The sequence below is a fragment of the Arthrobacter ulcerisalmonis genome (assembly GCF_900609065.1).
Lineage (GTDB): Bacteria > Actinomycetota > Actinomycetes > Actinomycetales > Micrococcaceae > Arthrobacter > Arthrobacter ulcerisalmonis.
Map to the genome: position 1 here is coordinate 1 of NZ_UXAU01000037.1, position 12,248 is coordinate 12,248.

Consider the following 12,248-nt stretch of genomic DNA (forward strand, 5'->3'; position numbering starts at 1 on the left):
GGACGCCAAAACAAGCATCGTTATGCCGGTTTCAATACGTGGTTTTAATCTGGCGGAACGGGCGGCGGAAGCGGGACTGTTTTAAGGCATGGAAAAGGCCCGCTCTCGTTTGCCCCGCGTGGGTGGGGGTCGGGGAGTGTTGTATTTGAGGGGGAGCGGACGCAGAATAGCAGACTCATTAGTCAGGCTGACCATATCAGTGCATGGAAATGCCCGTCCATATCAAAACGTTATATTTTCTGGCACTGCGCGGGAGGGGATACTCGCCAGTAGGGTTGCCGGGGTCGGGGCCCACGATGCCCGGAGTGCACACATTCCCTTGTGTTTACTGGGAAAAAGCTGGATTCAAGCTATGGCGTGACATCGACGGGCAGCAGAACCGAAGGTCTCAAATCCATGACGAAATAAAGTGGGTTGAGGTAGTCATCCCCGCGCCTCACGCCCCAGTGGAGGCATGGAATAGCGTCACAATGGCCTATATTGGCCGTGCCAATGGCCTGCCCCTTGACGACGATGGCACCAAGGGGCAGAGTGCTCGTTACGGGTTCGAAGCTGCTGCGCAGGCCGCTGCCATGGTCTATGGTGAGTACTGGGCGGTCAACTACCACGCCCACAAAACTGACGGTGCCTGCTGCTGGGGAGTAAACCAGGCCGCCGTCGGACATCATGCCGAGGTCCACGCCCCGGTGACCACTGAGCCACGGTTGAGGTGGCAGATCCAAAGGTCTCAACACTGCTGGACGCGGGGCTACGGGCCACTGCCAGTCAGGTTTTGCTGTGAGTAGGGTCGGGGGGCCCACGGCAAGGCCAGGCAAGAGCAGCAGGACCGCTAGAGCTCGTAGTACCTTCATTTCTTCAGCATCCGGGCCTGTACGGCGCGGTGGAAGAAGATTTTCGCGTATGTGGAAAGAGCCCAGGGCAACGCCCTGGAGGGTCCATGGGAGCGAGGCCGCTGTAGTACACTTGTCGGAGCAGTTTGCTGCGCCCTCAACGCCTTCAGCCTAGCGATTCACCTTCGTGGTGTATGCGCATGTCCGGACGCGTCGGCACATCTCATTCAGGAGTGTGGGGGAGTAGCGGGCTGACTACGCGCATCCTGCCCGCCGGCGGGTGAAGGCCTTGGCCTTCTTGTCGGCGGATCGTTCATCCCTCGGTCAGGACCTTTGGTTCTGATGGGACGAGCGATGGATGCCAGGAGCACGGCCCAACCTGGGCCACGCTAATCAACCGTCAACTATTGGCAGGGTAAGAAGCCTCCGGGCTCTCTCATGAATGACCTGCCGGAAGGAGCGTCGGCATGCCCGTCGTAACTATGCGCCAGCTGCTTGACAGCGGCGTCCACTTTGGACACCAGACCCGCCGTTGGAACCCGAAGATGAAGCGTTTCATCTTCACGGAGCGCAACGGCATCTACATTATTGACCTCCAGCAGTCGCTGTCCTACATCGACCGCGCCTTCGAGTTCGTCAAGGCCACCGTTGCACACGGCGGCACTGTCCTCTTCGTCGGCACCAAGAAGCAGGCTCAGGAAGCAATTGCCGAGCAGGCTACCCGCGTGGGCCAGCCCTACGTGAACCAGCGCTGGCTCGGCGGTATGCTGACCAACTTCCAGACGGTCGCCAAGCGTATCCAGCGGATGAAGGAACTCGAAGAGATCGACTTCGACGACGTCGCCGGTTCCGCTTACACCAAGAAGGAGCTCCTGCTCCTCCGCCGTGAGCTGACCAAGCTGGAATCCAACCTCGGTGGTATCCGCAACCTGACCAAGGCACCGTCCGTGCTCTGGATCGTGGACACCAAAAAGGAACACCTCGCCGTTGACGAAGCCAAGAAGCTCAACATCCCCGTTGTGGCCATCCTGGACACCAACTGCGATCCTGACGAAGTTGACTTCCCGATCCCGGGTAACGACGACGCCATCCGCTCCGTGAACCTGTTGACCCGTGTTGTTGCAGACGCTGTGGCTGAAGGCCTCATCGCCCGCAACAACCGTGGCACCGGCGCAACCGAAGCTCCGGAAGAGCCGCTGGCCGAGTGGGAGCGCGAGCTCCTCGAAGGCAAGGCAGAGGAAGCTGCTGCAGCTCCCGCCGCCGACGCAGCCCCCGCTGCGGAAGCTGCTCCGGCAGAAGCAGCCCCGGCTGCAGAGGAAGCTCCGGCCGCTGCCGAGGCTCCGGCCGAAGACGCCAAGTAACAAGTAAATCTGGATTCTCCGCGCTGTTCGCAGCCGGAGCTGCTGACAGGATGGCCGCCCACCACGTGGGCTGCTGTCCTGTCAGTCCGTACACCACATCAAATTTCTAGACAGAGGGGTTCACATGGCGAACTACACTGCCGCGGACATCAAGGCCCTGCGCGAGCGCACCGGCGCCGGCATGATGGATGTCAAGAAGGCTCTTGACGAGGCCAACGGCGACGCCGAGAAGGCCATCGAGATCATCCGCATCAAGGGCCTCAAGGGTGCCACGAAGCGCGAGGGTCGCTCCACCGCTGAAGGCCTGGTGGCCGCAAAGGTCAGCAACGGCGTCGGCGTCATGATCGAGGTCAACTGCGAAACCGACTTCGTTGCCAAGGCTGACAAGTTCATTCAGCTGGCCGACAAGGTCCTGACCGTTGCTGTTGAGTCCGGCACTGCCGACCTCGAAGCACTGTTGGCAACTGACGTTGACGGCAAGCCGCTCGCCGAGGTGGTTGTCGAAGAGGGCGCCATCCTGGGCGAAAAGGTTGTTGTTCGCCGGATCTCCCGCATCGAGGGCGCAACCGTTGACGCCTACCTGCACAAGACGTCCAAGGACCTGCCTGCGCAGGTTGGCGTCCTGTTCGCCGTTGATGGCGACAGCGAAGGTGCTGCAACTGCAGCCCATGACGTTGCCGTCCACATCGCGGCCATGGCACCGAACTACCTCACCCGTGAGGATGTTCCGGCCGAGCTGGTGGAATCCGAGCGTCGCATCGCCGAGGAAACCGCCAAGGCTGAAGGCAAGCCCGAAGCTGCCCTCACCAAGATTGTTGAAGGCCGCGTGACGGGCTTCTTCAAGGGCGAGGTCCTGGTTGACCAGTCCTTCGCGAAGGACGCCAAGAAGTCTGTGGCGCAGGTCCTCGAAGAGGCCGGCGTCAAGGGAACCGCGTTCGCACGCTTCCGCGTCGGCGCTTAGTAATACCTGCCTAGGGGTGGCCACTGCGGTGGCCGCCCCTTTTGCATGCAACGGGCACGGGTCCGGCAGGATAACCTTTTTTCAGACGTATCAACGGGAAGGCACCATGGAAGCCGTCAACACTGCAAGCCAGCCAGAACAGACCAAGCGCAGGGTACTACTCAAGCTTTCCGGCGAAGTATTCGGTGGCGGGAAACTCGGTGTTGATCCCGATACCGTCCGCGGCGTTGCCAAGCAGATCGCTGCTGCCGTTCCCGCGGTCGAGGTCGCCATTGTGGTGGGCGGCGGCAATTTCTTCCGCGGCGCCGAACTATCCCAAAGCGGCATGGACCGTTCCCGCGCCGATTACATGGGCATGCTGGGAACCGTCATGAACTGCCTGGCCCTGCAGGACTTCCTGGAGCAGGCCGGCGTCGAAACACGCGTGCAGAGCGCCATCACCATGGGCCAGGTCGCCGAAGCCTACATTCCGCGGCGCGCTATCCGGCACATGGAAAAGGGCCGGGTTGTCATCTTTGGTGCAGGGGCGGGCCTGCCCTACTTCTCCACGGACACGGTCGCAGCCCAGCGTGCCCTTGAAGTCCACGCTGACGTGGTCCTCATGGCCAAGAGCGGGGTGGACGCTGTCTACACCGCTGACCCGAAGAAGGATCCCACCGCCGAACGCCTTGAAACCCTGAGCTACGATGACGCGCTGCGCCGCGATATTCGGGTGATGGATCAGACCGCTATGACCATGTGCAAGGACAACAAACTGTCCATGGTGGTCTTCGGGATGGAGGGCGAGGGGAATGTCACCCGCGCCATTCAGGGCGAGAAGTTGGGCACCCTGGTCAGCGCCTAGCTACGGCTAGGATGAACTCAGGACAATTCCCTTCCCAGCCACCGAGCCGGGCAGGGAACAGCACCAGTGAACTACGCGTGTGCATGGAGCCGGCGCTCCGGTCTGCACCAGAATTAGAGGAGATGCCGTGATCGAAGAAACCTTGCTCGAAGCCGAAGAGAAAATGGATAAGGCAATCGAGGTGGCCAAGGACGACTTCGCGTCTATTCGCACCGGCCGCGCAAACCCGGGCCTCTACAACAAGGTGTTGGTGGATTACTACGGCTCGCCAACACCGCTGCAGCAGTTGGCCTCGTTCGCCATCCCGGATGCACGGACCATCTTGATCACGCCCTTCGACAAGACCGCCCTGCGCGACATTGAGCGGGCCCTGAGTGACTCGGAGGTGGGCGCCAACCCTTCCAACGACGGCAACGTCATCCGGATCACCATCCCCGATCTGACCCAGGAACGCCGCAAGGAATACGTCAAGATCGTCAAAACCAAGGGTGAGGATGCGAAGATCGCCATCCGCAACATCCGCCGCAAGGCCAAGGAAACCCTGGATCGCCTGGTCAAGGATGGCGAGGCGGGCGAGGATGAGGGCAACCGGGCCGAGAAGGAACTCGACGGCCTGACCAAGTCCCACGTGGACGGCATTGACGAACTGCTCAAGCGCAAGGAAGCTGAGCTGCTCGAGGTCTGATGAGCCAGGCAGAAAAGGTGCCCGGGCTGCCCATGCGGGGGCGGCAAGCCAGGCCGAACCCCACCCCAAAGGCCGGGCGCAACCTGCCTGCCGCCGTCGTGGTGGGGCTTGCCATGCTCCTGGCCGTGCTGGGTGGGCTCTTATTCCTGCCGCTGGCTTTCGTGGCCGTGACCACGGCGTTCGGTGTGTTTGGCGTGTGGGAGATCTTCCGGGCGCTGGAGGCCAACGGCACGAGGATGCCGATTGTTCCCGTCATGACCGGAACAGTTGCCATGCCCTTTGTGGCGTATCTGGGCGGCGTGGAGGCCTTGCTGTTCGCGATGCTGGTCAGTTCGGTGGCTGTCCTCGTCTGGCGATCGATCGAAGGCGCAGCAGGTTCTGTCAACAGTATTTTCGCCGGCGTCTTCACCTTAGGCTGGGTGCCGTTCTTCATCAGCTTCGCGGCCTTGCCCCTCCACGTTGCCGGTGGGGCTACCCCGCTGGGACTGTGGCCTGACGGCGTCGTACCCCCCGGCGCTTGGCAGGTGGCGGTCATGCTCCTGCTGGTGGTTTCCAATGACACGTTCGGCTACCTGGTGGGCGCGTCGCTGGGTAAGCACCCCATGGCACCCAAAATCAGCCCCAAGAAATCGTGGGAGGGATTTGCTGGTTCCGTGGCCGGTGCTGTCCTGGTTGGCGTCCTGGCCTGCCTGTTCATCCTCGATAAGCCCTGGTGGGTGGGCGTCATCATGGCGGTGGGTGCAGTAGCCGCTGCTACGATCGGTGACTTGGCAGAATCCATGGTCAAGCGGGAGTTGGGCGTCAAGGATATGAGCAGCATCCTGCCCGGTCATGGCGGGGTGATGGACCGGTTGGACTCCATTGTGTTTGCCTCGCCAGTGGTCTTTGTCCTTTACGGCCTGTTCGCCGGGGCCTAACCAAGAATCCGCCCGCCTCCACACAGCAAATGTGGACCAGGGCCCAGTCAGCAGTGAAGGAAACATGGCAGTGGAGAACCAGCGGCAGATTCCGGCGTCTTTTGAGCGCGTGCCCCGCAGCGAGTACGGCTACAACGCCAAGCAGGTGGACGAGTTCCTGCAGCGGTCCCGGCAGTCGCTCGAAACCGTCGACCCGGCCAGCAGGGCCGTCACCAGCCTCGACGTCCGGGCAGTGTCGTTCGACCCGGTCAAGGGCGGCTATTCCGCAGCCATGGTGGACCCAGCATTGGATCGCCTCGAAGACGCCTTTGCCCGCCGGGAACGGGATGACCTGATTGCCGCCGGTGGCGAAGAGGCGTGGCTGCGCGAGATCGGCACCCTGTCGGCCGTTCTTCGCGGGAGACTGAACCGGCCCGACGGCGAACGGTTCCGCCGCCCCACCAAGAACAAGGCACGCAGCTACCATGTGGGCGACGTGGACCGGCTGTGCCGGGACCTGGTGGGTTACCTGGAGAGCGACCAGCCCTTGAGCGTGGACAATGTCCGCCGGGCCGTCTTCCGTCCGGCGGTCGGCGCTGAGGGTTACGAAGAGACCCAGGTGGATGCGTTCTTGGATCGGGCCGTGGAACTCATGGCCGCCATCGACTAGACCTCCGTCTCAGCGCTCGGTAGCCAAGGGCCGTTCCGGCGTGTGCAGCCTGGTCATGACGCGCGCCATGGTTCCGGGGACGCGGCGCGCGGTGGCCCGCGACACCAGCACCATCACGGCAAACGCCGCCGGCACGGTCCAGGCCGCGGGTTGCGCGAGCCAGCCCGGGATGTTGGCTGCGCCCGCGATGGCGCCAGCGATCATCGCACCGCCGCACAGCAGGCCGCCGGTCACCATCCCTGCGATGGCGCCCACGTCGGTCAGCCCGCGCCACCAGATCCCCAGCAACAGCACCGGGCAGACGGTGGAGGCGGTAAACGCGAACACCAGCCCCACGCTTCCCGCCAGGGCCAGCGAATCCGTCATGAGCGCAAAACCCAGGGGTACGACGGCGGAAATGACCGCTGCGACGCGGAACCCGCCGACGCCGCCGCCCAAGACGTCCTGGTTGATGACGCCGGCCAGTGACACTACCAGCCCGGACGTGGTGGACAGGAAAGCCGCGAACGCGCCAGCCACCACCAGGGCGGAGAGCAGGTCACCGGCGGTGCCGCCCACCAGCGTGCCCGGCATGAGCAGGACCGCTGCGTCGGCTTGCCCGGCCAGGCCCGGGGTGAACATCCTGCCCACATAGCCGTAGGCGGTGGGGAAGAGGTAGAACACGGAGAGCAGACCCAACACGATCAGGGTGGTCCGGCGGGCGGACTGGCCATCGGGGTTGGTGTAGAAGCGGACCAGGACGTGCGGCAGGCCCAGGGTGCCGAACAGGAGCGCCACCAGCAGCGATACGTTCTGGTACAGCCCGGCCGGAGCGGCGCCGCCGGGATTGACGTCGGGTGCTGCCACCGCCGGGGTGTTGGTGCCGGCCAGCACAAAGATGATGAACAGGATGGGCAGCGCCAAGGCAGTCAGCTTCAGCCAGTACTGGAAGGCCTGCACAAAGGTGATGGAGCGCATCCCGCCCGAGACTACTGTCAGGCAGACCACCACAACAACGGCCACCGAACCCGCCCAGGAGGGCAGCCCGGTGCTGATCCGGATGGTCAGCGCAGCGCCGTGGAGTTGCGGGACGATGTACAACCAGCCCACCAGCACCACCACCACACTCGTGACCTTGCGGACAGCCACCGAATCCAGCCGGGCCTCGGTGAAATCCGGGATGGTGTACGCTCCGGAGCGACGCAGTGGTGCCGCGACGAACAACAGCAGCATCAGGTAGCCGGCGGTATAGCCAACAGGGAACCACAAGGCGTCGGTGCCGGACAGCAGGATCAGTCCTGCCACGCCCAGGAAGCTCGCCGCTGAGAGGTACTCGCCGCCGATTGCCGAGGCGTTCCACCACGGCGGCACTGTCCGGGACGCGACATAGAAGTCGCCAGTGGTGCGGGAAACCCGAAGGCCGTAAAAGCCAATTGCCGCCGTGGCCAGTGACACGACAGCCACCGCCAGCAACGCGATTCCGGGCTTCATTGGTCCTCGGCGAGGTCCCGGTAGCGGGCCTCGTTGCGTTGGGCCGAGCGGACAAAAAGCCAGGCAGCCAGGCCCATCACCGGATAGATGCCGGCCCCCAGGAGCAGCCAACTGAACGGAATCCCCGCCACCCTGGTTTCGGCCAGGCCCGGAACGGCAGCCAGGATGAGTGGGAAGGCGGCGAGGATCACCAGGAACCCACCCGCGACCACTATCGCCAACCGCAGCTGGGACCGGATCAGGGACTGGACAAACACCTGGCCAACGTCCGACTCCTGCGCGGCCTCCCGACTTTCCTTAGCGGGTCCTGGTGCCGAGACCGGTGCGGTGACGCGAATCCGGGTCATGCCTGCGGCCTGATCCGGGTGGCTTCGAGCTTTTCCCGCACGATCGGCAGGTGTCGTCGGGAGATTGGCAGGCCCGCACCAGCCACCGTGACGCTCGGCCCGTCGGCCGCCAATTTCATGGAGGTGACGTGTTTCAAGGCCACCAGGTAGGACCGATGCGTCCGCAGGAAACCGGCATCGGCCCACTGCTGCTCGAGATCGGCAAGCGGGACTCGAATCAGGTAGCTGGCCTCGGCGGTGTGCAGCCGCGCGTAGTCGCCCTGCGCTTGGACGTACGTGACGTCGTCGCGCCTGATCATTTTGGTGCTGCCGCCCAGGTCCACGGTGATCATCTCGGGTGCGTCACCGCCGTCGCGCAATTCACTGATCCGCCCTACTGAGCGTGCCAACCGTTCGAGGCGTACGGGCTTGAGGAGGTAGTCGACCGCGGCGAGTTCGAAGGCCGCTAGGGCATGGTCCTCATCGGCGGTGACGAACACGACGGCGGGTGGCCGGCTGCTCCCGGCGATGGCCCGTGCGATGTCCAAGCCGGAGACCTCGGGCATGTGGATGTCGAGGAAGACGGCGTCGATTTGGGCGGTCGCTAGGGCGCGCAGTGCGTCGGCTCCGCACGTGGCGCGGTAGACCTTTCCAATGCGATCGTCACGGCCCAGCAGGAACGCGAGTTCATCAACGGCGGGCAGCTCGTCATCAACGACGAGGACATTAATCATCCTCCAAGGGTACTTTCCGACCGGCCCGCACCGGTCACGTCTCGTGGCCTGGCTGGGATTTGGGCACCCGCATGGTGATCAGGGTGCCCTCGCCAGGCGCGGTCTCGATCACCAACCCGTGCTCCTGTCCGTACACCTGGCGGAGCCGCGCATCAACATTGCGCAGGCCCACATGCTCGCCGTCGCTGTGCCCGGCAAGGACCAACTGAAGCTGGGCCGGGTTCATGCCGATTCCGTCATCTTCGATGGTGACCTCAGAGTACGCGCCCGCATCGTTGGCGGTGATGCTGATATGGCCCGGCCCCACCTTGGCCTCCAAACCGTGCCGGACGGCGTTCTCCACCAGCGGCTGCAGGCTCAGGAACGGAATGATGGTGCTGAGGACCTCCGGCGCCACCCGCAGGCTCACCTGGACGCGGTCGCCGAACCGCGCCCGCTCCAGCAGCAGGTACCTGTCAATGCAACGGAGTTCTTCCGCGAGCGTGGTGAAGTCACCGTGGCGGCGGAAGGAGTAGCGGGTGAAGTCGGCAAACTCCACCACCAGGTCCCGGGCGCGGGCGGGGTCGGTATTGATGAATGAGGCGATTGCATTGAGCGAGTTGTAAATGAAATGCGGGCTGATTTGGGCTCGCAGCGCCCGGAGCTCGGCCTCCATCAGTTGCGAACGGGAGGCGTCAAGCTCCGCCAGTTCCACCTGCACGGCCACCCAATCGGCCACCTCGCCGGTGGCGCGGACCAGGCCAGCGCTGGTCACGGGTGCGAAAGCGGCGACGACGCCCACCACCCGGGTACCGGCGCGTACCGGCGCGATCACGGCGGCCAAGCCAGTGCCGTGCTGGGCAGGCAAGACAGCGGTCCGGCCGCCGGCCAGGACGTCTGCAGCCATGGTCATCAACGCTGGGCGCAGTTCCTCGCCGGCACCGTCCCAGGCCAGGACCGCCGTGGTGTCCGTGATCGCCAGCGCGTCGCTGCCAAGCAAGGCGCGCAGTTGTCGGCCCGCTTTCGTGGCGCCGGCCGGGTTCAGGCCTCGACGCAGATGCTGGCCTGCCTGCGAGGCCGCGTGCAGCGTGTGGTAGGTGGCGCGCTCGGCGTCGGTGCCCAGGTCCCGGAAGGATCGCAGCACCTTAAGGCCCACGCCGACGACGACGGCAATGGCCATGGCGATCACCGCCACCGCGGCCGCGGTCAGGAGGGGGGAGTCCAGCATGGTGCCCAGCGTAGCCGTGGGTGCCGCTTGCCGCAGCATCCCTGCCGCTGAACGACCCTTCACTGGATTGTCCCCACCCACGGCAGCAGAGTGATTGCAATCACACAATGCTGGGGAGCTGGGACGGCTGCCAGCGGCACCGTGTGCAGGGGTAACACTCAATGAGGAGGAACCAATGGGTAACGATGCCCACACTCCGGACGCTCCCGCGTCCGTGGACTTCGAGGGAGTCCAAGCGTCCGAGCAATTCCAGGAGCTGCGCAAGCGGCACCGCAGTTTCGTGTTCCCCATGGCAGTGGTCTTCCTGCTGTGGTACTTCGCCTACGTCCTGCTGGCCGACTACGCGGTGGAGTTCATGTCCACCAAAGTCTGGGGCAACATCAACATTGGCCTGCTGCTGGGCCTGGCCCAATTCGTCACCACGTTCGCCATCACAGGATGGTACGTCAGCTACTCCAACCGTCGGCTGGACCCCATCGCCGCGGAGATCAGGAACGAAATTGAAGGCCACGAGTTCGATGCGAACGGCAAACCAGTGAGCGGAGCCAAAAAATGATCGGTATTGCCGCGGCCATTGACGTTGCCGCCCTCAAAGACACCACTTTGCTCAACATGGGCATTTTCGGCCTGTTCGTCGCCGTGACCATGGTGATCGTGTTCCGTGCCAGCCGGAACAACAAGACCGCAGCCGACTACTACGCGGCCGGCAGGTCCTTCACCGGATCCCAGAATGGCACCGCCATTGCGGGCGACTACCTTTCCGCCGCATCGTTCCTCGGCATCACCGGTGCCATCGCCATCAACGGCTACGACGGCTTTATGTACTCCATTGGGTTCCTGGTGGCGTGGCTGGTGGCGCTGCTCCTGGTCGCTGAGCTGCTGCGGAATACCGGCAAGTTCACCATGGCGGATGTCTTGTCGTTCCGGCTCAAGCAGCGGCCCGTCCGTATCGCAGCAGCCATCTCCACCTTGGCCGTCTGCTTCTTCTACCTGCTGGCCCAGATGGCCGGCGCCGGCAGCCTCATCTCCCTCCTCCTCGGCATCAGCGATTGGGGCGGACAGGCGCTGGTGATCATCGTCGTAGGCGCCTTGATGATCATGTACGTACTCATCGGCGGCATGAAAGGCACCACCTGGGTGCAGATCATCAAAGCCATCCTGCTGATCGCAGGCGCCGGAGTCATGACCGTCTGGGTCTTGGCGATCTACGGCTTCAACCTCTCCAGCCTGCTGGGCGCCGCCGTCGAAACCGCCAACAACCCGGCTGTCCTCAACCCTGGCCTGCAGTACGGCAAGAGCGACACGTCGAAGCTTGACTTCATGTCCCTGGGCCTCGCCCTGGTCCTCGGTACCGCGGCGCTGCCCCACGTCCTGATGCGCTTCTACACCGTGCCAACGGCCAAGGAAGCTCGGAAATCCGTGGTGTGGTCCATCTGGTTGATCGGCCTCTTCTACCTGTTTACCCTGGTCCTGGGCTACGGCGCGGCAGCACTGGTAGGCGCTGACACCATCAAGTCCGCACCGGGCGGCGTCAACTCGGCAGCCCCGTTGCTGGCCTTCTACCTGGGCGGCCCGCTGCTGTTGGGCTTCATCTCGGCGGTGGCCTTCGCCACCATCCTCGCCGTGGTGGCTGGCCTGACTATTACCGCCGCAGCCTCCTTTGCGCACGATATCTATGCCAGCGTCATCTCCAAGGGCAAGGCCGACGCCGCCACAGAGGTCAAGGTGGCGCGGCGGACAGTGGTGGTCATCGGCGTCCTGGCTATTTTGGGCGGCATCTTCGCCAACGGCCAGAACGTGGCCTTCCTGGTGGCGTTGGCGTTCGCCGTGGCTGCCTCCGCCAACCTGCCGACCATCCTCTACTCGCTGTTCTGGCGGCGCTTCACCACCCAGGGCGCGGTGTGGAGCATGTACGGCGGACTTGGCTCGGCCATCGTGCTGATCATCTTCTCCCCGGTGGTGTCCGGCTCGGCCACGTCCATGATCAAGGACGCGCACTTCGCCATCTTCCCGCTGAGCAACCCGGGTATCGTATCCATCCCGCTGGCGTTCCTGCTCGGCTGGTTGGGGACCGTCCTGGACAAGAACCGCGAGGACAGTACCAAGCAGGCAGAGATGGAAGTTCGCTCGTTGACCGGTGTGGGTGCGGAGAAGGCTACCGAGCACTAGCACCACAGCACTACCTTTAAACAGGAGAGCCGCCGCCCCCCCGAAAAATAGGGGGGGGGGGGGGGGGCGGCGGGGGGTTTTTAAAAAAAAACCGC

At 63.9% G+C, this 12,248-nt stretch carries 13 protein-coding genes; 8 read left to right on the forward strand and 5 right to left on the reverse strand.

The genetic code is table 11. From position 1 onward, the window contains the following. Positions 1–350: 350 nt before the first annotated feature. Positions 351–851, reverse strand: a complete 501-nt coding sequence (locus tag PSET11_RS12280) for a M23 family metallopeptidase (protein ID WP_124092613.1) — start codon at positions 849–851, stop codon at positions 351–353. A gap of 446 nt (positions 852–1,297) precedes the next feature. Here PSET11_RS12280 and rpsB point away from each other — a divergent pair, with 446 nt between their 5' ends. The 6 genes from rpsB (at position 1,298) to PSET11_RS12310 (ending at position 6,247) form a co-directional block, all read left to right on the forward strand. Further along, a complete protein-coding gene (gene rpsB / locus PSET11_RS12285; protein ID WP_124092614.1) occupies positions 1,298–2,191 on the forward strand; it encodes a 30S ribosomal protein S2 in 894 nt (297 codons plus the stop codon). A gap of 124 nt (positions 2,192–2,315) precedes the next feature. After that, a complete protein-coding gene (gene tsf / locus PSET11_RS12290; RefSeq protein WP_124092615.1) occupies positions 2,316–3,152 on the forward strand; it encodes a translation elongation factor Ts in 837 nt (278 codons plus the stop codon). Positions 3,153–3,258: 106 nt separating this feature from the next. Further along, positions 3,259–3,996, forward strand: a complete 738-nt coding sequence (gene pyrH / locus PSET11_RS12295; RefSeq protein WP_124092616.1) for a UMP kinase — start codon at positions 3,259–3,261, stop codon at positions 3,994–3,996. A 127-nt stretch (positions 3,997–4,123) separates the two neighbouring features. Further along, positions 4,124–4,681 (forward strand): ribosome recycling factor, encoded by a 558-nt coding sequence (gene frr / locus PSET11_RS12300; RefSeq protein WP_124092617.1) that lies wholly within the window; start codon positions 4,124–4,126, stop codon positions 4,679–4,681. After that, on the forward strand, positions 4,681–5,598 hold the full coding sequence (locus tag PSET11_RS12305; RefSeq protein WP_124092618.1) for a phosphatidate cytidylyltransferase: 918 nt from the start codon (positions 4,681–4,683) through the stop codon (positions 5,596–5,598). The genes frr and PSET11_RS12305 overlap by 1 nt, the downstream gene beginning before the upstream one ends. A gap of 64 nt (positions 5,599–5,662) precedes the next feature. After that, a complete protein-coding gene (locus PSET11_RS12310; RefSeq protein ID WP_124092619.1) occupies positions 5,663–6,247 on the forward strand; it encodes a DivIVA domain-containing protein in 585 nt (194 codons plus the stop codon). A gap of 9 nt (positions 6,248–6,256) precedes the next feature. Here PSET11_RS12310 and PSET11_RS12315 read toward each other — a convergent pair whose 3' ends face one another. From PSET11_RS12315 to PSET11_RS12330, 4 genes are read right to left on the reverse strand one after another with little or no spacing between them, the layout of a single operon-like run. Beyond that, entirely contained in the window at positions 6,257–7,717 is a 1,461-nt protein-coding gene (locus tag PSET11_RS12315) for a sodium/solute symporter (RefSeq protein ID WP_124092620.1), read from the reverse strand. Next, positions 7,714–8,064: a DUF485 domain-containing protein gene (locus tag PSET11_RS12320; RefSeq protein ID WP_124092621.1), complete on the reverse strand. Its 351-nt coding sequence runs from the start codon at positions 8,062–8,064 to the stop codon at positions 7,714–7,716. Before PSET11_RS12320 ends, PSET11_RS12315 begins: the two co-directional genes overlap by 4 nt. Beyond that, on the reverse strand, positions 8,061–8,777 hold the full coding sequence (locus PSET11_RS12325; RefSeq protein WP_124092622.1) for a LytR/AlgR family response regulator transcription factor: 717 nt from the start codon (positions 8,775–8,777) through the stop codon (positions 8,061–8,063). Before PSET11_RS12325 ends, PSET11_RS12320 begins: the two co-directional genes overlap by 4 nt. Before the next feature lie 34 nt (positions 8,778–8,811). Next, positions 8,812–9,984 carry a sensor histidine kinase gene (locus PSET11_RS12330; RefSeq protein ID WP_124092623.1) on the reverse strand — a complete coding sequence of 391 codons (1,173 nt, stop codon included), beginning with the start codon at positions 9,982–9,984 and terminating at the stop codon, positions 8,812–8,814. A gap of 175 nt (positions 9,985–10,159) precedes the next feature. Between PSET11_RS12330 and PSET11_RS12335 the strand changes: the two genes are divergently transcribed. Next, positions 10,160–10,540, forward strand: a complete 381-nt coding sequence (locus tag PSET11_RS12335) for a DUF485 domain-containing protein (RefSeq protein WP_124092624.1) — start codon at positions 10,160–10,162, stop codon at positions 10,538–10,540. Beyond that, on the forward strand, positions 10,537–12,153 hold the full coding sequence (locus PSET11_RS12340; RefSeq protein ID WP_124092625.1) for a solute symporter family protein: 1,617 nt from the start codon (positions 10,537–10,539) through the stop codon (positions 12,151–12,153). Before PSET11_RS12335 ends, PSET11_RS12340 begins: the two co-directional genes overlap by 4 nt. Positions 12,154–12,248 lie beyond the last annotated feature (95 nt).

What these genes read in the sequence shown, in the direction of transcription:
- PSET11_RS12315 (WP_124092620.1), bottom strand. Translation starts at nt 7,717, where the DNA reads ATGAAGCCCGGAATCGCGTTGCTGGCGGTGGCTGTCGTGTCACTGGCC.
- PSET11_RS12335 (WP_124092624.1), top strand. Translation starts at nt 10,160, where the DNA reads ATGGGTAACGATGCCCACACTCCGGACGCTCCCGCGTCCGTGGACTTC.
- PSET11_RS12310 (WP_124092619.1), top strand. Translation starts at nt 5,663, where the DNA reads ATGGCAGTGGAGAACCAGCGGCAGATTCCGGCGTCTTTTGAGCGCGTG.
- PSET11_RS12305 (WP_124092618.1), top strand. Translation starts at nt 4,681, where the DNA reads ATGAGCCAGGCAGAAAAGGTGCCCGGGCTGCCCATGCGGGGGCGGCAA.
- PSET11_RS12330 (WP_124092623.1), bottom strand. Translation starts at nt 9,984, where the DNA reads ATGCTGGACTCCCCCCTCCTGACCGCGGCCGCGGTGGCGGTGATCGCC.
- tsf (WP_124092615.1), top strand. Translation starts at nt 2,316, where the DNA reads ATGGCGAACTACACTGCCGCGGACATCAAGGCCCTGCGCGAGCGCACC.
- PSET11_RS12320 (WP_124092621.1), bottom strand. Translation starts at nt 8,064, where the DNA reads ATGACCCGGATTCGCGTCACCGCACCGGTCTCGGCACCAGGACCCGCT.
- pyrH (WP_124092616.1), top strand. Translation starts at nt 3,259, where the DNA reads ATGGAAGCCGTCAACACTGCAAGCCAGCCAGAACAGACCAAGCGCAGG.
- PSET11_RS12340 (WP_124092625.1), top strand. Translation starts at nt 10,537, where the DNA reads ATGATCGGTATTGCCGCGGCCATTGACGTTGCCGCCCTCAAAGACACC.
- PSET11_RS12325 (WP_124092622.1), bottom strand. Translation starts at nt 8,777, where the DNA reads ATGATTAATGTCCTCGTCGTTGATGACGAGCTGCCCGCCGTTGATGAA.
- PSET11_RS12280 (WP_124092613.1), bottom strand. Translation starts at nt 851, where the DNA reads ATGAAGGTACTACGAGCTCTAGCGGTCCTGCTGCTCTTGCCTGGCCTT.
- rpsB (WP_124092614.1), top strand. Translation starts at nt 1,298, where the DNA reads ATGCCCGTCGTAACTATGCGCCAGCTGCTTGACAGCGGCGTCCACTTT.